At 61.1% G+C, this 23,025-nt stretch carries 20 protein-coding genes; 12 read left to right on the forward strand and 8 right to left on the reverse strand.

The window, feature by feature from the left end:
• Nucleotides 1-8 precede the first annotated feature (8 nt).
• Both IEX27_RS17860 and IEX27_RS17865 read left to right on the forward strand, forming a co-directional pair.
• Nucleotides 9-1,169 carry an alpha/beta hydrolase family protein gene (locus tag IEX27_RS17860; protein ID WP_188722455.1) on the forward strand — a complete coding sequence of 387 codons (1,161 nt, stop codon included), beginning with the start codon at nt 9-11 and terminating at the stop codon, nt 1,167-1,169.
• Nucleotides 1,170-1,182: 13 nt separating this feature from the next.
• On the forward strand, nt 1,183-1,842 hold the full coding sequence (locus IEX27_RS17865) for a GntR family transcriptional regulator (protein ID WP_188722456.1): 660 nt from the start codon (nt 1,183-1,185) through the stop codon (nt 1,840-1,842).
• A gap of 15 nt (nt 1,843-1,857) precedes the next feature.
• On the opposite strand, the gene IEX27_RS17870 is transcribed toward IEX27_RS17865, so the two are convergent.
• Both IEX27_RS17870 and IEX27_RS17875 read right to left on the reverse strand, forming a co-directional pair.
• Nucleotides 1,858-2,703, reverse strand: coding sequence for a sugar phosphate isomerase/epimerase family protein (locus tag IEX27_RS17870; RefSeq protein WP_244630439.1), 846 nt, complete (start codon nt 2,701-2,703; stop codon nt 1,858-1,860).
• Nucleotides 2,687-3,529, reverse strand: a complete 843-nt coding sequence (locus IEX27_RS17875) for a phosphogluconate dehydrogenase C-terminal domain-containing protein (protein ID WP_188722457.1) — start codon at nt 3,527-3,529, stop codon at nt 2,687-2,689. Before IEX27_RS17875 ends, IEX27_RS17870 begins: the two co-directional genes overlap by 17 nt.
• A 215-nt stretch (nt 3,530-3,744) precedes the next feature.
• On the opposite strand from IEX27_RS17875, the gene IEX27_RS17880 reads away from it, so the two are divergent.
• The 3 genes from IEX27_RS17880 to IEX27_RS17890 all read left to right on the forward strand — a co-directional run bounded on the left by IEX27_RS17880 (nt 3,745) and on the right by IEX27_RS17890 (nt 6,516).
• Complete coding sequence (locus IEX27_RS17880; RefSeq protein WP_188722458.1) at nt 3,745-4,707, forward strand: TRAP transporter substrate-binding protein; 963 nt, start codon at nt 3,745-3,747, stop codon at nt 4,705-4,707.
• Between the two features lie 117 nt (nt 4,708-4,824).
• Nucleotides 4,825-5,244 carry a TRAP transporter small permease gene (locus tag IEX27_RS17885; RefSeq protein ID WP_244630440.1) on the forward strand — a complete coding sequence of 140 codons (420 nt, stop codon included), beginning with the start codon at nt 4,825-4,827 and terminating at the stop codon, nt 5,242-5,244.
• A 3-nt stretch (nt 5,245-5,247) separates the two neighbouring features.
• Nucleotides 5,248-6,516 carry a TRAP transporter large permease gene (locus tag IEX27_RS17890; protein ID WP_188722459.1) on the forward strand — a complete coding sequence of 423 codons (1,269 nt, stop codon included), beginning with the start codon at nt 5,248-5,250 and terminating at the stop codon, nt 6,514-6,516.
• Nucleotides 6,517-6,542: 26 nt separating this feature from the next.
• Here IEX27_RS17890 and IEX27_RS17895 read toward each other — a convergent pair whose 3' ends face one another.
• Both IEX27_RS17895 and nanR read right to left on the reverse strand, forming a co-directional pair.
• A complete protein-coding gene (locus IEX27_RS17895; RefSeq protein ID WP_188722460.1) occupies nt 6,543-7,802 on the reverse strand; it encodes a ribulose-bisphosphate carboxylase large subunit family protein in 1,260 nt (419 codons plus the stop codon).
• Nucleotides 7,803-7,865: 63 nt separating this feature from the next.
• Nucleotides 7,866-8,588, reverse strand: coding sequence for a transcriptional regulator NanR (gene nanR / locus IEX27_RS17900; RefSeq protein ID WP_188722461.1), 723 nt, complete (start codon nt 8,586-8,588; stop codon nt 7,866-7,868).
• A gap of 233 nt (nt 8,589-8,821) precedes the next feature.
• Between nanR and IEX27_RS17905 the strand changes: the two genes are divergently transcribed.
• The 6 genes from IEX27_RS17905 to IEX27_RS17930 all read left to right on the forward strand — a co-directional run bounded on the left by IEX27_RS17905 (nt 8,822) and on the right by IEX27_RS17930 (nt 17,504).
• Nucleotides 8,822-9,649 (forward strand): phosphogluconate dehydrogenase C-terminal domain-containing protein, encoded by an 828-nt coding sequence (locus IEX27_RS17905; protein ID WP_188722462.1) that lies wholly within the window; start codon nt 8,822-8,824, stop codon nt 9,647-9,649.
• 45 nt (nt 9,650-9,694) lie between these two features.
• On the forward strand, nt 9,695-11,593 hold the full coding sequence (gene apnL, locus IEX27_RS17910; RefSeq protein ID WP_188722463.1) for a D-apionate lactonase: 1,899 nt from the start codon (nt 9,695-9,697) through the stop codon (nt 11,591-11,593).
• The gene (locus IEX27_RS17915; protein WP_188722464.1) at nt 11,590-12,888 is read left to right on the forward strand and encodes a four-carbon acid sugar kinase family protein; all 1,299 of its coding nucleotides are present in this window, start codon (nt 11,590-11,592) and stop codon (nt 12,886-12,888) included. The genes apnL and IEX27_RS17915 overlap by 4 nt, the downstream gene beginning before the upstream one ends.
• A 108-nt stretch (nt 12,889-12,996) precedes the next feature.
• Nucleotides 12,997-14,031: an ABC transporter substrate-binding protein gene (locus tag IEX27_RS17920; protein ID WP_188722465.1), complete on the forward strand. Its 1,035-nt coding sequence runs from the start codon at nt 12,997-12,999 to the stop codon at nt 14,029-14,031.
• Between the two features lie 70 nt (nt 14,032-14,101).
• Nucleotides 14,102-16,555 (forward strand): ATP-binding cassette domain-containing protein, encoded by a 2,454-nt coding sequence (locus tag IEX27_RS17925; RefSeq protein WP_188722466.1) that lies wholly within the window; start codon nt 14,102-14,104, stop codon nt 16,553-16,555.
• Nucleotides 16,548-17,504: an ABC transporter permease gene (locus IEX27_RS17930; protein ID WP_188722467.1), complete on the forward strand. Its 957-nt coding sequence runs from the start codon at nt 16,548-16,550 to the stop codon at nt 17,502-17,504. Before IEX27_RS17925 ends, IEX27_RS17930 begins: the two co-directional genes overlap by 8 nt.
• A gap of 3 nt (nt 17,505-17,507) precedes the next feature.
• On the opposite strand, the gene IEX27_RS17935 is transcribed toward IEX27_RS17930, so the two are convergent.
• The 4 genes from IEX27_RS17935 to IEX27_RS17950 all read right to left on the reverse strand — a co-directional run bounded on the left by IEX27_RS17935 (nt 17,508) and on the right by IEX27_RS17950 (nt 21,516).
• A complete protein-coding gene (locus tag IEX27_RS17935; RefSeq protein WP_244630441.1) occupies nt 17,508-19,169 on the reverse strand; it encodes a thiamine pyrophosphate-binding protein in 1,662 nt (553 codons plus the stop codon).
• Between the two features lie 25 nt (nt 19,170-19,194).
• Complete coding sequence (locus tag IEX27_RS17940) at nt 19,195-19,869, reverse strand: isochorismatase family protein (protein WP_188722468.1); 675 nt, start codon at nt 19,867-19,869, stop codon at nt 19,195-19,197.
• Between the two features lie 66 nt (nt 19,870-19,935).
• Nucleotides 19,936-20,808, reverse strand: a complete 873-nt coding sequence (locus tag IEX27_RS17945; protein ID WP_244630442.1) for an isocitrate lyase/PEP mutase family protein — start codon at nt 20,806-20,808, stop codon at nt 19,936-19,938.
• Nucleotides 20,809-20,826: 18 nt separating this feature from the next.
• Entirely contained in the window at nt 20,827-21,516 is a 690-nt protein-coding gene (locus IEX27_RS17950; RefSeq protein WP_188722469.1) for a GntR family transcriptional regulator, read from the reverse strand.
• Nucleotides 21,517-21,626: 110 nt separating this feature from the next.
• On the opposite strand from IEX27_RS17950, the gene IEX27_RS17955 reads away from it, so the two are divergent.
• Nucleotides 21,627-23,000, forward strand: a complete 1,374-nt coding sequence (locus IEX27_RS17955) for a dihydroorotase (RefSeq protein ID WP_188722470.1) — start codon at nt 21,627-21,629, stop codon at nt 22,998-23,000.
• The last annotated feature ends 25 nt before the right edge of the window (nt 23,001-23,025 follow it).

Consider the following 23,025-nt stretch of genomic DNA (forward strand, 5'->3'; position numbering starts at 1 on the left):
GAGAACAGATGCACGATTTGGTTTTCGACTGGAAACACATCGCCTTTGCGGCTTCGCGCGGCTTTACGGAAACCTATGGTTTCAATGGCTCGCAGGGCGTGACCAATCTGGAGGGAGTACTGCTGCGGCCGAAAAGCCACCCCTCTTCAAAGACCCTGCTGGTCTTCATGCATCCGGCTTCGACCTTGCAGCTCCTTCCCTTTCCGCGTTCCATGGCTGCTGCAGGCTTCCACGTACTTTGTGCAGGAAGCCGCTATCAGCGGAATGACACCGCCCTCATCATGGAGAACGTGGTCATCGACCTTGGCGCATGGATAAGGGCGGCCAGGGAGGATTGGGGTTATGACAAGGTGCTGCTTTGCGGCTGGAGTGGTGGCGGGTCGCTGACCATGCTCTACCAGTCACAGGCCGAGAACCCCACCTTAACCGAAACGCCTGCAGGCGACCCCGTGGATGTTAAGGGTGCTAGCCTCATCCCTGCGGATGCGGTGATGAACCTGGCCGCGCATTCCTCGCGCGCCCTGCTTCTTACCGAATGGCTGGATGCCTCGGTTCTGGATGAGAACAACCCCGACGCACGCGACCCTGAGCTCGATCTTTATTGCGGCAACGTCAAACCGCCCTACTCAGAGGAGTTCGTCAGCCGCTACCGCCAAGCGCAGCAGGAACGGATGGGGCGGATCACGACGAGAGCGCTCGAAACGCTGGACATGTTACGCCGTCGCGGCGGCCGTGAGGTAGAACGTGTGTTCGTCACGCACAGAACGATGGCGGATCCCCGTTTTCTCGACCCGACGATTGACCCCAACAATCGTAAACCGGGATGGTCGTATCTTGGCGAGCCAGAAACGGTAAACTCTGGACCAGTGGGGCTCGGACGAATTGCAACCCTGCGCAGCTGGCTCTCGCAATGGTCGCTGGAGCACACCAGAGCCAACAGCCTGGTGACGGCGCGTGAGGTTACGGTCCCCTTCCTCGCGCTTGAATGCGGAGCAGACGATGCGGTGCCGCAGCCCCACACCCGCCAAATCTTCGATGCCGTTAAGTCTGAGGACCGCGAGTTCCGACTGATCGAAGCCGCAAACCACTATTTCGTCAACCAGCCCAATGAGCTTGCGTTGGCAACAACTACAGTTTCAGAGTGGATCAAGGCTCGGGGCCTGGACTGATTCAGGGTGGCGCATGAAGAATATCGCGGATGACATCTACCTCAAGATACGGAGTCTGATCGCTGAGGGGGTTTACCTCGGGGGAGATGTCATACCCGAAAGCGAGCTTGCCACCCGAATCGGCGTCAGCCGTACACCGATCCGCGAAGCGATGCGCCGTCTGCAGGCAGAAGGCGTCATCCGCCGTGAAGCCTATCGCCGGGCCGTGGTTGCCGAACTTGATCCGGAAGAGGTGATCCATATCTTCACGGCCCGCTCGGTTCTCGAGCCCGTTGCAGTCGGCATGGCGATCGATAAGTCAGATAGGGCCTTTGTGGATGAACTATCCAAGCTGCATCAGGAAATGGATGAAGTGCTGGAGGCAGCCGATCCTGACAGGCGCCGCTATCGTGATCTCAATGCGCGGTTCCACCGCGTGATCTGGGCGCAGGGAGGCAAACAGGTCTTTGCCGATCTGGTCAACATGGTCGCCCGAAAGCCTGTCGTAAGCCCAACGTTCAATGACTGGAGTCCTGACCAGCTGGTTCGAAGCAATCGACAGCACGGCGAGATACTGGATGCGATCAAGGAGCGCGACGCTGACTGGGCCAAGGCCGCCATGGCTGCGCATCTTCTCTCGTCCCGGGCAAATTACCGACGTATCGGATTCGCTCCAAGTGACGCTGCACTCTAGCCGTTGATTATGTTACTAACCGGATAGCTTGCCGACGAATGCCAGCGAGCGCTGCAGCGCTGCTCGCAGCTGCGGAAGCGGAAGCGGTTCCGCTCGGCGAACCGGATCACTTCTGCCCGGCCGTTCCAGCCTGAGCGGCAGTTCGATGCCGATGGGAAGGTCAGCAGGGATTTGCCCCCAGAGCGCGGAATAGTTGATGCTGCCCTCTCCGAGTGGCGTAAATCGCCAGCCACTTTCGTCACTTGCCACATCCTTCAGATGCAGATGCGCGATCGCAGGCAGGGCGTCGGCAATATCATTCTCGGGGAGCAGCGCCTCACGACTATATGTGTAGATGTTGCCCGCATCGTAATTGAGGCGCAGGTATGGGGAACCGAACTTCGCCACGAGCACCAGACCCTCAGCGCCATTGCCGATCAGGTCGCCTTCTCCGTGGCCAGGATTTTCCAAAGCCAGTCCGACGCCAGCCTGCTCGCAGAACGGGAGCACTGCTTCAAGCGTTCGACAGATCGTGTCTGCCCCGCTCCTCGATCCCGTGTTGGTGATGACGTAGCGGGCGCCGATATGGCGTGCGAAGGCCAGCCGCCGGCGCAGCATGTCCGCTGCTTCCGGCAAGGCCATGTCGAGATGCGCAGAGACCGCGATGCTGCTCAACCCTGCCTCGCCGAGCAGCCGCGCCATCGCGGATGCTGCGGAGCCGCTGAATGCGGATTCGTCGAATTCCACATATCCACGGATATAGGCCGGCTCCACATGGGATGCGCCGGAAGCGGCGATCTCATCGATCGCCACGTCCATTGCATATCCGTCGAACAAGGCCGTGGAGACGGCGACCGGCCGCGTGTCAGGCGCCTTTGCCATAGACGATCAACTCGGCAGCTTCCTTCACCTTGGCGGGGGACAGCGCGTCACGCCATTCGTCGCGCACCACCACGCCCTTGGCAAAACGCATCAGGCGAAGGGCTGCATCCGAGGGCACCTTAGGCGAGAAGCCAAACCACATGGCGATCTCGACATTGAGGTGGCCGATCAAGAAGTCCATCGCCGCTTCGCGCGGAATTCCGTATTTCTTTTCGCATTCCTCCACCGCCTCCACCATCGTGTCGACGAAGGGCATGGCCACCATTTCGGAAAGCCCGGGCTCCAGTATCGCGAGCTGCTCGGTGGTCACCCGGTAGGCGTTGATGATCGGCGACCACATTGCCCGGCAGATTTCTTCGCCGAGGGCATAGTGTTCCTCGGGTCCCTGCATCAGGGCGCAGACAATCGACTGTTTGGCAATGCCGCCATGGTAGTCGCGCCGCGCATCCCATTCCGTCTCGTCATTGAACAGCGGGGGATGGCAAGGATGGCCGACGAAATAGGTGAGATCCGGCCGATCCGGCAGGTCCCCGGCATAGGGGGCGGCAGCGTCGAGGATGAGCAGCATCGTGCCGCTTTCCAGCTGCGGGGACAGATCGGCCGCTACCCTGCCGATGATGTTATCCGGCAGGGCAAGAACCACAACCTTTGCGCCTCTGACACCCGTTTCCGCATCCGTGGCGGTGATGCCGGCTTCCGCCAGCCGTGAACGGCCAGCGTCGCTGATCTCTACGGCGCGGACATCATATCCGGCGTCGACAAGCTTCTTCGTGATGCGGAAACCCATCTTCCCGCCGGAACCTAGGATAGCAATTGACGTGGCCACGGCCTCTCCTCCACATGTAAGGTCATCATATGAGTAGCTATAGGCCCAGATGAGGTATTTCACAAGAGAGGCATGGAGCTTCTCTCCACAGGCAGCTCTTGTGCCCCCGTATCCATGTGGACAATGGTATGATGAGCTGATAGGTTTTGCGGACTTTGGAGGGATCTTGGGGCATCACCCCGGAAAGAGCGTCGAAGACGAGGGAGGAATCATCAATGTTGCGACGTCTAATCTGCGCCGCCTTCTTGGCGACTGCGCTGGCACAGCCCGCGATTGCGGAAACAGTGATCAAAGCCGGTCACGGAACGACCACCGGACATCCCACACACTTTGCGCTTGAGCATTTTGCAAAGCTGGTTGGGGAGCGTTCTAACGGCGATATCAAGATCGAAGTCTATCCCGACCGTCAGCTAGGCGAGGAACGGGAAATGGTGGAAGGACTGCAGTTCGGCTCGGTCGACATGGCGGTCGTTTCCACAGGTCCGCTGCTGGCATTTTCGCCCGACCTTGCTGTGGTTGACCTGCCCTTCCTGTTCAAGGATTCCGACCACGTCTATCGCGTTCTGGATGGCGACGTAGGCAGCGAACTGCTGCAGACCTTCGACAGTCGCGGAATCCACGGCCTTGCCTGGTGGGAGAACGGCTGGCGTCACCTGACCGCCAAGAAGGACATATCGAAACCGGAAGATCTCTCCGGATTGAAGCTGCGCACGATGCAGAACCCGGTTCACATGGCTGCCTTCGAAAAGCTGGGAGCATCTGCGGTTCCCATGGTGTGGGGTGAAGTCTTCACCAGCCTGGGCCAGGGCGTCATCGACGCGCAGGAGAACCCGATCACGGTCATCTACGTGAACGCACTTTGGGAGGTGCAGAGTCACCTCATGCTGACCGGGCACGTCTACGGCCCGCATGTCGCCCTCTTCAGCAAGATGAAGTGGGACAGCCTGACGCCGGAACAGCAATCGATCATTTCCGAGGCTGCAAAGGAAGCCACAACCTTCCAGCGCGAAAAGTCTGCGGAGCTGGAGGCGGACTATCTGGCAAAGCTCAAGGAAAACGGCATGACAGTGGTGGAAGTCGACACCACGCCGTTCCGCGATGCGCTGCGCGATCTCGCGGCCAGCCAGCAGAACATCAAGCCAGAAATGCTTGAGCGCATCAATGCAGCTGCGGAGTAACCTTCGCAGCGTCACCTTCGGCTTGCTCGATCCACGATAAGGGAGGCGATCATTCGTCAGGCTTGGACTTGGATTGAGCGTCTGGCTCAGGCAGCCCTCATTTTCGGAATTCTGATCATGACGGCTGCCGCCCTGGCGCAGGTGATTTCCCGCTACGTTCTGAACAATCCGCTCAACTGGACAGAGGAGCTGGCGCGCTTTGTGTTCGTCTGGGTAAGCTACCTGGCTGCATGGCTGGCTTGGAAGTACCGGGCCCACATCGCAGTGGATGCCGTGCACTATACAGGAAATGCGACACTCATCCGTATCTCCAGCATAACGGTCGAGGCACTTCTGCTGGCGCTCTTTGCTTACACATTCTGGACGAACTGGAGTCTGGTTCAGCTTGCCGCCAACCAGCCTTCACCCGTGCTGAGCATCCCCATGGGGTACGTCTACGCGGGGTACAACGCCATGGCCGCATTGATCATCGGCGATATCCTGGTGACGTGGTTCACCGGCCGCCGACCTACCCAAAACACACCTGATGAGATTTGAACCATGGTGCTAATCCTAGGGCTCGGCTTCATCGGCCTGCTTCTCATCAACGTCCCGGTTTCATTTGCGCTGATCCTGGCGTCCCTCGCGGCAATCACCTACGGCGGCATCCCCCCAATGCTGGTGGGACAGCGCATGACGGCTGCAATCGACAGCTTCATATTGCTCGCCGTGCCGTTCTTTCTGCTGGCCGGCCACCTGATGTCGAAAAGCGGCATCGCCCGCGACATCATGAATCTGGCCAACGCCGTGCTCGGCTGGATGAGAGGCGGGCTCGCCCATGCATCGATCGGCGGCGGTACCATCATGGGCGGCATGACTGGCTCCGCCGTGGCAGAGGCTTCGTCGATCGGCGGAGCAATGATCCCGGAAATGGCGCGTGCTGGCTTCGACCGTTCCTTTGCTGCGGCAACCATCGCATCAGGCTCGCTGATTTCGGTTCTGATACCGCCGTCCGTGCCGCTGATCATTTTCGGGGTAGTGACAGGCACTTCCGTGAGCCGGCTTTTTATAGCAGGCATTCTGCCCGGACTGCTGATCGCGACCACGCTGATCACCACTGCCTGGCTGATATCAGTTCGCGCCAATTATCCCAAAGGCCCCTTCCCCACCCCTCGTTCCTTCTGGGAAGCGTTGCGGGCCAGCGTGTGGGGGCTGGTCATGCCGGTCGTGATAATTGGCTCGATCCGCTTCGGCATCGCAACGCCCACGGAGGCCTCCGTCATCGCGGTTGCCTATGCGGCCTTCGTGGGGATGGTCGTCTACCGCACGATCACGCTGCGCGACCTGCCGCGCATCATCCTTGACGCTGCGAGCACGACGGGCGTCGTGATGCTGCTGATCGCGGGCGCCACGCTCTACGGCCTGATCATCACGCGCGAGCAGATCCCGCAGGCTGCAGCCCAGATGATCATGGAGGTCACGACGGATCCCGGTCTGATCCTCGTCCTGATCCTTGCAGTCTACCTGTGCGCTGGCACTGTCCTCGATCTCGGCGCTGCGATCATCATCCTTGTGCCGGTGCTCTATCCACTCACCAAGCAGGTGGGCATCGACCCGATCCACTTTGGTATCGTTACGGTCATGGGGCTCGCCATCGGGCTGATCACCCCGCCCGTGGGCGCAAGTCTGTTCGTGACCTGCGGCATCGCCAAGGTGAACCTGATGCAGGGCTCGAAGGCTGTGCTGCCCTACGTGGTGGCGCTGACGGCGTTGACCATCCTCATTGTCCTGGTGCCTGGTATCGCCACCTGGCTGCCGTCGCGCATGTAGAGCAGGACGGCAGCTTTGTCAGCTGATCACCCGAACGAAGCGAGGGCTGCCTTGAGCGCCGGGTGATCCTCGGCATAGACCTCCGCGGGAATGCCTTGCCTGGCGGCATCGAAAGCTTCGTGAATGGAACGGACACCGGCTTCGGCACCATCCGGATGCCCGATGATGCCGCCACCCGCACAAAAGATGAGATCATCAGACCCCAGCTGGCGGAAGGTATCGCCCGCCTGCACTGCCGATTGCGCCGAAGAAAATACCGGCATCACCGTGCAGGGCTTTTCGGCGAACATGGGTGTCAGGCACTCTCGGGCCGATGCCAGCACGCTTTCATCGGGTTCGCAGAACTTGTTCTGGAGCCCGTTGACGTGAAGGTGGTCGACACCCGCCAGCCGCCAGAATTTTTGATAGGCGAGATAGCTCATGCCCAGAATTGGCGATCGGTCGTAGACGCCCCATCCGGCACGGTGGCCATGCAGCACCACGCGCGAGTGCTTGCGGATTTCGATGACACCGGAAAGGCCGACCGAGTTCAGCACCAGCATCGCGCATGTCCCGCCGCGGCGTTCCATCATATCAAGCTGACGGCGCATGGCATCGAGATCGCCGGATATATTGGCCGCATACATAGCCTTGCGGCCCGTGCGATCCGCATGACGGTCGATCACCGTCATCACCTTTTCGAAGCGCTCAGCGAAGGGCGAGTGAGGCGGATCGCCCATCAGTTCATCGTCCTTGATGAAGTCGAGCCCGGCCCCGACCATGCGGTCAACGAGCTCTGCTGTCGCGTCCGGCGTCAGCCCCACACTGGGCTTGATGATCGTGCCAACGAGCGGACGGCCATGAACGCCGGTCACCTGCCGCGTTCCCTCGACAGCGAATTGCGGGCCCGGATAGGCCGCGGCAAAGGCATCGGGGAGCTGCAGCGACAAGAGCTTCAGGCCGGAGAAGTGGTGAAGCTCGAACAGGTTGCCAAGCGTTGTCGACCACAGGGTAGCGAGACTTGCACCCGTGTTCTCGAAGCTCCAGGAGATCGTCACCCGCGCCTGCTGCGGGCGGGGCGATCCACCCTGCTTGGGGCCCCTTGCATAAGGCAGAGACGGCTGCTCCACCTCACCAAGCGGCTCGATCGCATCAACGCGGGCGCCGTAACGCGCCATCAGTTCCGGCGTCTCACCCGGCATCGTACGGAAGGTGCCGCTCGACTGCTCGCCAGCCATGGCTGCAGCGGCCTGTTCGAGGGGGTAACACGTCTCGATGAGATAGGATGCGACGATGCGATCGGACATAAGCTCCTCCAGATGTCGAAGGAGCTCACTATCATCAAATCGATGTTATGTCATCATGCCAGTTCAGACACTGTCGACACGCGCCACTTCATTGTTCTGCCAGTAAAGCTTGTTGCTCCGGGTGATGTGGTCCCGCATCGCCTGGCTCGCCGCTTCCGCATCGCCGGCGGCGATGGCCTTGTAGATCTTCTCATGCTCCTCGATCGTGAGCCGTTCCTTCCCACGGACGGAAACGAGCTCGCGCTTGAACCTTGAGAGCCACTCCAGCATGCCCTTGGTGACCGCAGCGACCATGGAGTTGCCGCTCATATCCGCAATGATGCCGTGGAATCCCATGTCTGCGGCAACGAACCGGGCCTGGTCTCCGCGCGCCTCCTGCAGCTCGCGAACCGAGGCCGCCAGCGCCTCCAGATCCTTGGCGGTGGCGTTGCGGGTTGCCATGCTGGCCAGAGACGTCTCCAGCCAAAGCCGCGCTTCCTTGAGTTCGTCCAGCCCTCGGGAACTCGTCGCCAGAAGCATGATCATGGCTGCGGAGATCTGGTTGATGATCACCTCAGGCGTCGGGTTGATCACACGCGCGCGCTCGCCGTGGCTGATCTTGATGAGGCCCATCTGCTGCAGCGTCAGCATCGCCTCACGGATGGACGGTCGCCCCACGCCGATCATGTTCATCAACTCGCGCTCGCTCGGAAGCTGAGAACCCGGAGGAAATTCCGATGTTGAGATGGCGGCAATAAGCCGGTCGAGGACCTCCTGGTAAAGCTTGCGCTTATGCACTGGTTCCATTGCACGCTCCTAGCTGACGATTCCTTCTACTCGGGCTCACCGAAACGCACAACATAGCGAGGCCTCAAGATCACACCAATTGACATTACTTATGTGACGACCTAGCGTGATGGCAACCTTGGTGTGGACTGAACCTGCATTCGCTTGACCGTTTACAACGCTAGTTGAAGGCGGGACCTGAACGATGCGCTTGAGATCAGTTGCCCATGTCGCATCGGTAAGGAGGAGGAAACATGACCACGATCGCCCTGATTGGCGCCGGCGGAAAGATGGGCTACCGGCTCGCGGGCAAGCTGAAGGACAGCCGCTTTTCGCTGCGATGCGCGGAGGTGAGCGTTGCCGGACGCGAGCGCCTGAAGAACGGCCTCGGACTGGAGGCCATGGACACGACCAACGCGATCAGTGGCGCCGAAGTGGTCATCCTTGCCGTGCCAGACACAGCCATCGGAAAGGTGTCTGCTTCCATAGAAAAGGATCTGAAGCCCGGCACGATGCTGGTGATCCTCGATGCTGCTGCTCCGTTTGCCGGGCACCTGCCCGCGCGCACCGACCTCACGTATTTCGTGACCCATCCCTGCCATCCGCCGATCTTCAACGATGAAACCGAGATGGAGGCGAAGCGTGATTTCTTCGGTGGCGTAGCTGCCAAGCAGCATATCGTTTCCGCCCTGATGCAGGGGCCGGAGGAGGATTATGCCCTGGGTGAGGAGATCGCCAAGATCATCTGGGCTCCCGTCATGCGCTCCCATCGCATATCGGTCGAGCAGCTTGCAATGCTGGAACCGGGCCTCTCCGAAACCCTTTGCGCGAGCCTTCTCGATGTCATGCGTGAGGCGCTCGACGAGGTAACCGCTCGCGGTGTGCCGCGTGAGGCCGCCCGCGATTTCCTGCTCGGCCACATGAACGTTCTCGCCGCAGTGATCTTCGAGGAAACGCCCGGCGTCTTCTCCGACGCGTGCAACAAGGCGATCGAGTTCGGCAAGCCGATGCTGATGCGCGACGACTGGAAGCGCATCTTCGATCCCGAGGAACTCGAAGCGTCGATCCGCAGGATTACCTGAACCGTCGCTTTGCGCATCCGCCATCCCTGTCGTTTGGGACCTGACATGAACCGCGACCTTGCCATTCTTCTGACGGGCACCGACGAGCCACAGCCGGAACGACGCACGTTGAGGGCTGGCGCTCTTTCAGTCTCGCTTGAAGGCGGAAACCTGCGAGCGATCCGCTGGCACGGCGTGGAAGCCGTGCGTGCGATCAGCTATCTCGTGCGGGACGAGAACTGGGGCACCTACGCTGCAGATCTGAGCGCCGCCAAGATCGAGGAAGGCCCCGACGGCTTTTCGGTCCGATATTCCGGCACCTGCACGAGCGGCAGTGGAGCCTCCCTGCGGTTCGATGCGCGGATTGAAGGAAAGGCCGAGGGCGAGCTCGTTTTCGAGGTCAGCGCCGTTTCCGACCGGGATTTTTCCACGAACCGGACCGGCTTCAACATCCTTCACCCGATCGTTGGTGTTGCCGGCGCACCGGCGATCGTCGAACACGTCGACGGGACGGTCGAGCAATCCAGCTTTCCGCTGGTAATCGATCCGGCGCAACCCTTCCTTGCCATGCGGGCGATTTCCCACGAAGTGATGCCGGGGGTGCGGGCGACCGTGCGCATGGAAGGCGACACGTTCGAGATGGAAGATCAGCGCAACTGGTCCGATGCCTCGTTCAAGACCTATGTTCGCCCGCTCGCCCTGCCCTGGCCTTACGTGCTGGCTGCCGGTGAGACGATGGTGCAGACCATCACGGTGACGTTCGCCGGTGAACCTGCACGGAAAGTGGCAGCGGCTGCCTCCGACGTGATTGGTATCGAGGTCGGGGCCCCAACGGAGAAAGCCGCCCCCGCTTTCGGATTGAACATCACGCCGGAAGAAATTTCCGCGACACTTTCTACGCTGAGCCATCTGCAGGCGATCGCGCCGCGCCACCTCATCTTTTCCTATGATCCGTTGCAGGGTCATGGTGAAGACGCCCTCCAGAATTTCCGTAGACTGCAGCAGAGTTTTCCCGTCCCCGTAACGCTGGAATTCACCCTTCCCTGCAGATCCGATCCAGCGGCGGAACTTGATGTGCTGGCCCGCGAGATTGCCCGGAGCGGCCTTGACCTGGATGCTTTGGTCGTGGTTCCGGCACCTGATCTGAAATCGACCCCGCCGGGTAGCGTCTGGCCGGATTGTCCGCCGCTTGACGAGATCTACCAGGCCGCGCGTGATCGATTTCCGAACCTGCGGCTGGGCGGCGGGATGCTCAGCTATTTCACCGAGCTGAACCGCAAGCGCGTTCCCGCCGACCATCTCGACTTTGTGACCCATACGACGAGCCCGATCGTCCATGCTGCAGACGACCTGAGCGTCATGGAGACGCTGGAAGCCCTGCCCTTCATCACCGCATCCGTCCGCGAGATCTATGGCGACAAACCTTATCGCATCGGCCCCTCCACCATCGGGATGCGCCACAACCCCTATGGCGCGGGGCTGGCAGCTAGCGACGGACGCACCCGGCGGACGATGGTCACGGAAGATCCACGCCAGCGCGGGCTGTTCGCGGCGGCCTGGATGATCGGCTATGCCGCTGCAACGGCGGACGCAGGGCTTGAAGCGCTGACGCTCGGCGCCCTGGCGGGTCCCTTTGGCGTGGTGGAGGACGATAAGCGGCGACCCGCCTTCCATGCCGCACGTGCACTGGCACAGCTTTCCGGGCAGCCCTTGCGCCGTGTTCATTCGTCAAATTCCGGCGCTGTCCTCGGACTTTCCACCGGATCGGCGCTTGTTGTGGCCAACACGACGAACGAAGCCGTTTTACTGTCCCTGCCCCAAGTCAGCCGCGTAGAGGTTCTGGATCAGAAAACGGCAGCTACGGCTCGCCACGCCGACCAGCTTCCCTCACGAGACTGCCCGGGCAAACGGCTCCGGCTTGGTGCTTATGGCATAGCCATTTGCCAGCTTCCAGGTGATGCATGACGCCGCTGCTTTCCTGGTATGGCGATGACCTGACAGGGTCAACCGACGTGATGGAAGCGCTGGAACTGCGCGGCATTTCAGCAGTACTGTTCACGGACATACCCGATACCGGACAGCGTGCGCAGTTCGCCGGGCGGGAAGCCATCGGGATCGCCGGCACAAGCCGCAGCGAGACGCCCCAATGGATGGACGCTAACCTTCCAGCGATCTTTGAGGCGCTGCGCGACACAGGCGCAGAACTCTGCCACTACAAAATCTGCTCCACCTTTGATTCCGCGCCGCATGTGGGATCAATTGGGCGGGCTCTCGATATCGGAGCGCGTGTCTTCAATCAGGCAACCACACCCGTTGTCGTTGGCGCGCCGCAGCTGCGCCGTTATACGGCCTTCGGCAACCTTTTTGCCGGCTTTCGTGAGTCAAATTACCGGATCGATCGGCACCCCGTCATGAGCCGTCATCCCGTCACGCCGATGGACGAAGCCGACCTGCGCCTGCATCTCTCCCGCCAGACGGAAAAGCCCATCGACCTGATCGATCTCGTCACCCTGAAGCGAGATCCGTCTGAGGAGGAACTGGACGCTTTCTTCACGGCGCCGGTGGTCCTGCTGGATGTGCTGGACGACGAGACCCAGCGCATTGTTGGACGACATCTGTGGCGTCGCCGCGCCCAGTCACCCTTCGTGGTCGGCTCGTCCGGCATCGAATATGCCCTCACCGCCTCCGGCTCAGGCACACCGCTGGCAGGCCGCAATCGCCTGTTCCATGAGCCTGGCTCGCGAGGGCCGATTGCGGTTGTTTCCGGGTCCATGTCGCCGACCACAGAGCGCCAGATCCGCTTTTCCGCCGACCGGGGGTTTGCGCCCATCTCGGTTTCCGCCACCCAGTTGATCAGCCCGGCCTCGTCTGCGGAAATTGCGCGCGCAGTCGAGGAGGCCAGCGCAGCGCTGATTGAGGGCAAAAGCCCAATCCTGTTTACCGCCATGGGCGGGGAAACCGCCCAGATCGACACAGCCGGTCAGGGTCACCGCATAGGACGCTCGCTCGGTCAGGCGCTTGCGCAACTTGTCGCGCGGCATGGGCTTCACCGTGCCGTCGTCGCCGGTGGTGACACTTCCAGCCATGCGATCGCCGAACTCGGCATCTATGCGCTGGAATGCCTTATGCCTTTGCCGAATTCACCTGGTTCGCCGCTATGCCTTGCGCATCGTGCGGCCGGGTCCGGCAATCTGGAAATCGCCTTCAAGGGCGGTCAGGTCGGGCAGGATGATTACTTTGTACTGGTGCGCGACATCTAGTGGCGATGGTTGCTTGAGCACCATGGGGTATTGGTATAATGAGTATGCCACAGCATTTCAGGAGGAGCCGTCGGCTTCAAGCCGGCGTCATTGATTGGGAGGTCAAAGATGCTTCGTAGACTGTTCTTGTGTTCCACCGTACTTGTTGCTGCATTCGCCGGATCGGCAGGATCCGCCCTTGCGCTCGACCCGGAAAAGCCGGTGATTGCGCTTTCCAACTCCTTCTACGGTAATACCTGGCGCCGTCAGATGGTGGATGCCTTCACCGCCGAGGCCGAGACGGCCAAGGCTGAAGGCAAGATTGCCAACTTCGTCGTCCTGAACGGCGATGGCTCGGTTGCCCAGCAGAACAGCCAGATGGCTGAACTCATCCTGCGCGGCGTCGATGCCATCGCGATCAATGCGGCGTCTGAAACCGCGTTGAACGGCCTTGCTGAAAAGGCCTGTGCGGCCGGGATCAAGATCATCGCCTTCGACAGCCTGCTAACGGCGGACTGCGCCTGGAAGCTTTCCTTCGATTTCACCGGTTACAAGACTGAGCAGGCAAAGAAGACCCTGGAGCTGATTGGCAACAAGGGCAACGTCATCGTTGTGCGCGGCGTGAAGGGCTCCGGCCCCGACAACCTGATGTATTCCGCCCAAAAGGCGGTGCTTGACGAGAACCCTGACGTGAAGATCGTGGCCGAAGTCTACGGGCAGGCAACCGCCTCTGTGGCGCAATCGGCGATTGCCAACGTGCTGCCAAGCCTGCCGCCCGTCGACGCGGTGCTCGCACAGGGCGGCAGCGATGACTTCGGCATTGCCCAGGCTTTCGAACAGGCTGGCGGCCCCTACGCGGAAAAGCTGCCGATCATTGAAGGCGGCGGCTCTTCGGACTTCGTGATCTGGTGGAACAAGCAGGCCGAGAAGGGCTACAAGACAACCTCCATGAACACCACGCCCGGCATCGGTGGCGCTGCCTTCTGGCTCGCCTACGAGATCGTCAAGGGCGCCAATCCGCCGAAGGAAATGACCATGCCGGTCGCCACTGTGGATGAGACCAACCTCGCCGACATGGCCAAGGACCTGAAGCCTGGCATGATCATCAGCCCGAGTTTCGACGAGGCGTGGGTGCAGGAGAACCTGATCAACAAATCGCACTAATCAGGAAGCTTGGAGCGGCCGCTGGCTTAATGGCTGGCGGCCACCCATTTGGCCAGGGACACTACAGCCGATGCTAGACGCGATGCTCGAGCCCGCGCCGACCGCTGTTCCGCTCGACGCAAACCGGGAAGCCCTCCTGAGGCTTCAATCGATCGGCAAGAGCTACGGCAGCACACGCGCCAACCACGACATCAATCTTGAAATCCATGCGGGCGAAGTGCTTGGCCTCGTCGGAGCGAATGGTGCGGGCAAGTCGACACTGATGCGCATTCTGTGCGGCGTTACGATGCCGAGTGACGGCACGATGAGACTTGCGGGCGAGCCTCTGGACCTTGCGGCCTTCTCGCCGGCTGAAGCACGCAGGCGCGGAATCCGCATCGCCTGGCAGGAGCTGTCGCTGTCGCCAAATCTCAGCGTCGCTGAGAATTTCTACGTCGAACAACCGCAATTTGCTCGGCTCAATCCGCTGTGGCTGAGGGACTATCATCGCCTTGCCAAAGAAGCACTCGAGCGGATCTTTCCGGGCGCCCGGGTGCCCACGAGCCAGCTGGTCGGAGAACTCTCCATTGCCGAACGGCAGATGGTGGAAATCGCGCGCGCGGCGAGCGACCCACAGCTGAAGCTTTTGATCCTCGACGAGCCCACCTCTTCGCTTGGGGCGGAACGCAGCAGGCAGTTGCGCAGCTTCGTCCGCAATCTCACCGCGCGCGGCATCGGCGTCATCTTCATCAGCCACAAGCTGTCCGAGGTGATCGACATCTCCGACCGGGTGGTCGCCATGCGCAACGGTCAGGTCGTCTGGGTCCGGCAAGCGGAAGGAACAAGCATCGCCGATCTCGTCGACGCCATGGGCGGCGCTGGTGCGGCCCAGGAGCGGCTCGCGCGGGAGCACGTCAGTGACGGAGAGGTGCGCGTGAGGCTTTCGGGCGATCGCTTCGGTCCGGAACCCATTGAGCTGAAATCGGGAGAAATCATCGGCATTGCCGGGCTGGAAGGCAGCGGTCAGCGGGATCTGCTGGCTGCACTTTTCTCGCGCAAGCCTCCGGCCGACATCATGAGGAACGGTCGGACCCGCTATGTCTCGGGCGATCGCGGCTACGAAGGCGTTTTTCCGCTCTGGAGTGTACTGGACAACATCTCCATCGGCCGCATTGCGAGACGGTCGCCACTTTCGCTCGTACGCGATGGGCAGGAGCGGCCTGTGGCGCGTGAACGCGCCCGCCGTCTGGCCCTGGATGAACAGCGACTCGATTCCAATATTCTCGACCTCTCCGGCGGCAACCAGCAGAAGGCGCTGGTGGCGCGTGCGCTCGATGAGGACGCCGACATCATCCTCCTTGATGATCCGACGCGCGGCGTCGACATCGCCGCCAAGGGAGATTTTTACCGGCTGGTGCGCGAGATCGCCAACGCGGGCAAGCTGGTGATCTGGCATTCCACCGAGGATCTCGAATTCCTTCAATGCGACCGCGTACTGGTCTTCGCTGGCGGCGAAATTGTCGCGGAGCTGACGGGCAGCGACATTTCGGAGGAAGCCATTGTTGCAGCCTCCTTCCTGCAACCCAAGAAACCACCGGAGGCACCCTCCGAGGGACGCACCAGGGTGATCGCCACGGCGCTGCGCGCCATTCCGTTCGTGAGCCTGCTCGCCGTCTTTGCCATCATGACGTCCATCAATCCGCTGGTTGCTTCCACCTTCGGGCTCGAACTTCTGCTAGCGCCAGCCGTGACGCTGGTGCTCATCGCGCTGGCACAGATGTTTGTCGTGGGCGGCAGCGAAATCGACCTTGGCGTGGGAGGCTTCACCGGGTTCATCAACGTCGTGAGTGCAACCATTCTCGTCGCCTCGCCGCTTCTCGGGATAGGCGCGCTAGTCGCCGGCCTGCTCGGCTATGCTCTGATCGGCTTCATCATTCAGGCGCGCGCCATTCCCGCGATTGTTGTAACGCTCGGCGCATCCTTCATCTGGATGGGCATGGGGCAAACCATTCAGTCCTCGCCGGGAGGTTCAGCACCATCGTGGCTGGCGCCGTTGTTCAACTGGTCACTTTGGGGCCTGCCGACCCCGCTCATCCTGATCGCGCTTGCTGGAATGGTCGCCGTTTGCCTCGACCGGTCGCCAACCGGTACGATCCTGCGCGCCTTCGGCTCAGGCACCCGGGCGCTTGAACGCGCCGGCTGGTCACCGATCCGCTATGCCATGCTGCGCTATGTCATCGCCGCAGCCTTCGCCATGGTTGCCGGCCTCTACGTCACCGCCACGAACCATGCGAGCGACATCAACGCAGGCGCTTCCTTCACGCTGCTCTCGATCGCTGCGGTGGTCATCGGCGGCTGCCAGCTTCTGGGCGGTTTCATCGCGCCACTGGGCGTGGTTGCAGGCGCGGTGACGCTGGCGCTGATCGGTGCGCTGCTCGCCTCGCTCGGCGTCAACACGGACTATAACGCTGCGGTTCAGGGTAGCCTGCTGATCGCGATCCTGGCCTTGCAGGCACTTGCTCTGAGGAGGCGCAAAAATGGCTGAAAGTCTTGCTTTCCTGCGCCGCCACCGCTGGGTCTGGCCCCTCATCGGCATCCTGATCCTCTGGGCCGCGCTGACCGTGCTCACGTCGCGCTTCAGCCTCTATTCGCTGAGCGGCATCGCCATTTCATCGTCCTTCCTGCTGCTCCCGGCCTTCGGGCAGATGCTGGTGATCACTACGGGACGCGGCAACATCGACCTCTCCATCCCAAGCACCGTAACACTTGCAGCCTACGTCAGCGTCATGACGTCGGACGGCACGAATGCAGGCTTTGCGCTCACCCTCGCCGCCGTGCTGGCGATTGGTCTGGGCGTTGGCATTTTCAACGCCTTCCTGGTTCTGGTGGTTCGCATCCCCGCGATGATCGCAACGCTGGCGAGCGGCTACATTCTTGCAACCGGCGTGATGATCGTGAATGCGCGGATCGGCATGTTCAGCCGCGCGCCGCTACATGGCTGGCTTTCCACGGGAAGGGTTGGAAGTCTCCCCGTGATGCTCATCATTGCGGTGTTGGTCGCCATCGCTGCCGGCTTCCTGCTTTCACGAAGCGCCTACGGGCGGCAGCTTTTCGCGGTGGGCCAGAGCCAGGAGGCAGCGCGACTGGCGGGCGTCAGGGTGAAGCGCATCATTGCCTCGACCTTCGTCTGCAGCGCCCTGCTCTCTTCCGTGACCGGTCTGCTGCTGTCGGGCTATGCGGGCGGCGCATTCCTTGAAATGGGAACGCCATATCTCCTGCAGTCCGTCGGCGCAGTGGTGCTCGGAGGTACGCTAATCGCGGGCGGGAGCGCGACCGCATTCGGCACGCTTCTCGGAGCCATGCTGCTCGTGATGATCGTCACCACCATGCAGATTGCCGGCCTCCCGCCTGGCACGCAGGACATCCTGCAAGGTGTGGTGATTATCGGCGTCCTCTCGCTTGCTGGCGCCCGGATGGGTCGCAGCTCGAGCTGAAGACTACTGAGGCTTAAGCACCTTCCGGCTGGCAACTGCGCGGCGCATCATTGGCGAGACCACCTGATCAGAAATGTGAATGTCCCAGACTTCCGCACTGTCATGCGACTGGAAGGCTTCGACTGCTTCCTCGAACTGCGAAAGGCTCGTGATAACCCGGCCCTGAAGGCCAAATCCCCTGGCTACCGCGCCGAGATCACCGCGTCCGAAGACCGAACCTGCATCGCTGATGCCGTCCTTGCGCAATTTGTGGATCTCCGGCCCGTAGGCGCCGTCGTTCAGGACACAGACGAGGATCCGAAGGTTGTGACGCCGGATCGTCTCCAGTTCCTGAACATGCATGAGGAAGCTGCCGTCGCCGTCGATGACCACGATCGTATCGTTGGGCCGGGCGGCTGCGGCGCCCGCGGCATAGCAGAGGCCATTGCCGATCGCGCCAAACTCGCGGATCGTGAGGAACGACGCGGGGCTACGGCCGCGCATGTGGGCCGAGAAAGCCGCACTATGACCGGTGCCGTTGACCATCATCCACTGCTTCGGAAGCACCCGGTCGAGCGCTGCAATGGCGTCGCGAGGGTCCATGAATTCGTTGCTGTCGAACGGATAGGGATCAGCCGGTTCGCTTGCAATGCGGGCAGCCAGTTGCTCGGTGCGGTTGAGCTTCTCGCGACGGGGTTCCTCGATCCCGCTCACGAGCGCCTCAAGCGCCAGGACCGCATCGCCTCGGATCAGCAGATCCCCTGTCTTGAGCGTGTCCCTGATGCCTTCGGGCGCCACATCGATGACGGCAACCTTCGCGTTCGGGAACAGCTTGCCGCCATCCTGGGTGTGGTAGTTGAGGCTCGCACCCAGAGCAATGACCAGGTCGCAGTCCTTGAACTGCTCACGCCCAAGCGCGGTCGAATAGCCTCCCGCGATGCCAAGGCTGAACGGATCATCATCGAACAGGCCACGGGCGGGGAGCGTGGTGGCGAGCAGTCCGTCGATAGCATCGGCAAGGCGGCGCGCAAGCGTGGCACAGCGGTCGTTCGAGGCTCCGCGCCCGCCAATGATAATCGGCTTTCGCGCCGATGAAATCAGCCCGAGCAGCTCCGCGATCTGGTCGGGGTGCGGTGCGAGCGGAGGCAAATCCGGGATGAAGTCGGTCGAAGGACGATAGGCTTCCTTCCCGGGAAACTCATGCAGCTGAATGTCATAGGGCACGCCGATGACAACCGGACGCCGCTCGGTGCGAGCGATGTAGAACGCTTCCCTGACGTACTCCTGCATGCGCACCATACTGTGCGCATGAATGTAGTGCGCGCCGGTGGCAGTCACGATCGGCGCTTGCTCGATGCGCTGACCGTACCAGGATTTGTCGATCGGGCTTTCGCCTGCGAAAACCACGACCGGGATCTTTGCGTAGATTGCCGTTGTCAAAGCCGTTGAAAGCTGGGTGACGCCCGGCCCACAGGTGACCGATGCAACACCGGGTTTGCCGGTCGCCATTGCATAGGCGCTGGCCATGGCCACGGCGGCATGTTCATGGCGCACCAGATAGGTGCGCGCATCCGGCTTTTCGGAAAGATGAGTGGCGAAGTGCATATTGCCATCACCCATCAGGGTGAAACTTACATCGGCACCTTCCGCAAAGAAGGCGTCCGCCATTGCTTCATAAACCAGCACTTCGCTCTCTCCCCCTTGGCTATGACTACGATGCGGCGAGCTTGGCAATAAGCTCGTCAGCCGGCGCTACCTCAGCGTATTTGGAGGCCAGATCGAACAGGTTTACCGCGTGTGATACTTCCGAACGGTCGTACACACCGTCGCTGGCAACGCCCACGCGGAAATTGTAGGAGAAGCCGTCGACGACGGTCCCGCGCACGCAACCGCTCGTGCTGCAGCCGGTGACGATCAGCGTGTCGACGCCGAGGTCGACCAGATAGCTGACGAGCGGGGTTCCGAAGAACGCGCTCGGATGACGCTTCGGAAGCAGCAGGTCCTCGGGCTGCGGTGCAACTTCCTCGACGAAATCATAGCCCTTCGCCGGTATACCCATGATGCCCGGAGACTTTTCGGCGAGCCGCCCATAGTCATGCGCAATCTTCGGCGCGACGTAAGGATAGATGACCGGCAACTTGTTCTCACGGAAATAGCCAAGCAGCTTGGCAATATTTGGAATTGCCTTCCAGGCGGTGTCGCCGCAACTGGTCTGGAACTCCTTTACCGCCTCTTCAAACGGCATGGGGTGCGTGCCGGTCGTGCGATACTGCACGTCGATGATCAACAGTACGGGCTTCTTGCCGAGGGGGGCAGAGCCCCCGAATCCGGCCAGAGCATAACGTTCGAGATCAGACTCGGGGATGATGTTGTCCCAAGGCTTCATGCTACTCCTCCATTTCCTCCTGGCCCTGCTGTCTTCAGCCTGATGACCGGGGGCGTATGTTAACGATCAGTCGAAAGCATAGCGCTTCTCGAGCGCGTCAATCTCCGGCTTGGCAACGAGACGCTGGCGCTCCTGGAAGGTCACCACGAGACCGCTCGACTCCTCGAGTTGCCCAGCCGATTTCAGATGACGCAGCGCATTTTGCATACCGAGCATCGCGCCCTGGAGCGCGGCATTGGCATAGAGCACCAGACCCACACCAGCCGCCTTGAGCTGTTCGTGGCTCATCGGCGGCGTCTTTCCGCCAATCACGATGTTCGCCATCTGCGGCACTGGCAGACGCCGGCAAATTTCCGCGAAATCGTCGGGCCGGCTCGGTGCTTCGACAAAGGTCACGTCGGCGCCGGCTTCGATGAAGCGCTCTGCTCTTTCGATGGCGGCTTCAAGGCCCTGCTCCGCGTAGACATCGGTGCGGGCAATGATCAGGAAGTCATCGGACCGGCGGGCGTCGGTGGCCGCCTTGATCTTCTGCACCATTTCGGACGTGCTGACGACGCTCTTTCCGTCGAAATGGCCGCAGCGCTTGGGCATCGACTGATCTTCGAGCTGGACAGCATTGGCGCCGGTACGCTCTAGCATGCGGATCGTGTGGTAGACATTCACCGCATTGCCAAAGCCGGTATCGGCATCCACGATGAGCGGAAGCTCCGTCACTTCGCGGATTGCGGCCAGGTGCAGGCAGAGCTGCGTCAGGTCGATTATGCCTACGTCGGGCTTGCCCAGGCTTGCATTGGTGATGCCGGCACCGGTGAGATAGAGTGCTTCGAAGCCCTCGTCATCCGCGATGCGAGCCGAGAGGGCATTCATCACACCGGGTACGAGAAGCGCACGCTTCTCATTCAGCGCGGTCCTCAGTCTGGAGCCTGGGGTCTGGGTCACTATGGTTTCCTTTTGCAATTAAGCATCTGGAGGAGCTGCGCCAACGTCTACCGTCTCCTGGATGGACATCCGGGCATGCTGCAGATGCTCGCGCATCAGGCGTTCCGCAGCCTCACCGTCGCGCCGTTCCAGCGCCTCCAAAATGCTGACATGTTCGTCGAATGCGGCCTTCGCCCGGCCCGGATTGATGCTCGACCGGTAGCGAAAGAACCGTAGTACCTGATAGAGATCTCCCAGAAGCGTCTCGATCAACCGAACCTGCCGGCTGCCTTCGATGATCTGGAAATGGAAATCCTGGTCGCCGGGGGATTGATAGTAGCCGGTACCGGATTTGACGTCTTCGTGTGCAGAGTGGTCGAAGAGGACATCACGGAGACGCTTGAGTTCTTCATCCGTCAGACGCTCTGCTGCCAGACGGCAGGCAAGACCTTCAAGCACCTCCCGGATCATGTAGAGATCGATGATCTCTTCCACCGTGGGGCTCGCAACACGAACACCCACGTGCGGGATGCGCACGAGAAGACCCCGCCCCTCAAGGCGGCGTATGGCTTCGCGCAGCGGACCGCGGCTGATACCGAGTTGACGGGCGAGGACGGCTTCCTGGATTCGTGCTCCGGGCTTGATGTCCCCACGGATAATGAGCTCGGTCAGCCTTTCGAGGGCCTGATCGCTCAACGAGGGACTTTTCTCAAGCGCTACGACGTCCATGAATACCTCCTGTTGTGTAGGTAATCTGCCACGAGTAATCTGTCAACAATTGACACCTTGCGTTTGAAGCTTCACAGCTGACAGCAAAAGATAATGGAGGGTTACAAGCAATGGCATCCAAGAAACTGATAATTTCGGGAGGACAGGTCGTCCGTCCGACTGGCGTCGAAGTGCTCGACATTGTCATCGAAGATGGCAGCATAGCCGACCTTGTCCCCCCCAACTCTGTAACCGCGGATATCGAACGCTTTGATGCTTCGGGCCTCACAATTCTGCCTGGGGCCATTGACGCACATATACACCTTGGACACGCGAAAGACATAGCACGACCGCGTGAGCCCTCGGACGCTGAAACCGAGACGGCGGCGGCAGCGCGTGGCGGCGTTACCACCGTGATCTCCTACGTCATGAGTTCCAAACCCCATGAAGACGACTTCAAGGACATCCTGTCGGTGACCAAGGCGGGCGCCCGCACCGATTTTGGTTTTCATTTCGTTATCGCGACCAAGGCGCAACTGCAGGCCGTGCCTCGCTACATAAACGAGTTCGGCGTCCCCACCGCCAAACTGTTCATGAACATCCGCGGATCCGAGGGGGACCGCCTGGGTCTGCCGCCGATCGATGACGGGTTTACCTTTGCCCTGCTTGAGCAGTTGGCGGCCCATGGCGGCATGCTCTGCCCACACCCGGAGAATATGGAAATCGCCTGGCTCCTCGCGGATCGCATCAAGTCCAGTGGCCGAGCCGATCTTTCGGCATGGAACGACGCTCGACCGGGCTTCATCGAAGCGGAGGCAATTCGCCGGATCGCCTATCTCGCGCAGGTAGCCGGTGCTCCCGTGTACTGCGTCCACACATCCTCGCAACCGGCCCTCGAACAGGCCCTCAAGGCCCGGGACGAAGGGATCAACATCCATATCGAGACATGCAACCACTATCTCACCCATGACGTCGAGGCTCCGATCGGGGTTGTCGGCAAGATCAATCCTCCCTTGCGAAAAGCCGCCGACAGGGAAGCGCTCTGGGCGGCCCTGGCGAATGGCGAGATCGATACGCTGGCCAGCGATCACATCCACAGGAGCATTGAATCGAAGGCCGGAGACATCTGGACCGCTTCACCCGGTTGCCCCGGACTGGATACATTCCTGCAGGTCCCATTGTCCGAGGGGCACCACAAGCGTGGCATCCCCTTGCAAAGGATCGCGGAACTCACCGCGGAAAAGCCTGCAAAGCTGATGGGCCTGGCCAGGAAGGGCCGGATCGCCAAGGGCATGGATGCTGATCTGGCTTTTGTGAACCTTCAGGCAACCGAGACGATCGGCAAGGAAAGCATCCAGAGCGATTGCGGCTACTCCATCTACGAAGGCTATGACCTGAAGGGCACCATCGATCATACGATGGTCCGCGGCCGCTTCGTATGGAAAGACCGCGCGATTGTCTCGGACAGCGCCGGACACGGCGAGTATCAGTTCCGCAAGCTCTAGTTCCGTAAAACGGTGGGCTTTGATC

Origin of the sequence: Nitratireductor aestuarii, from assembly GCF_014641695.1 — a bacterium.
GTDB classification, from domain to species: Bacteria; Pseudomonadota; Alphaproteobacteria; order Rhizobiales; family Rhizobiaceae; genus Chelativorans; species Chelativorans aestuarii.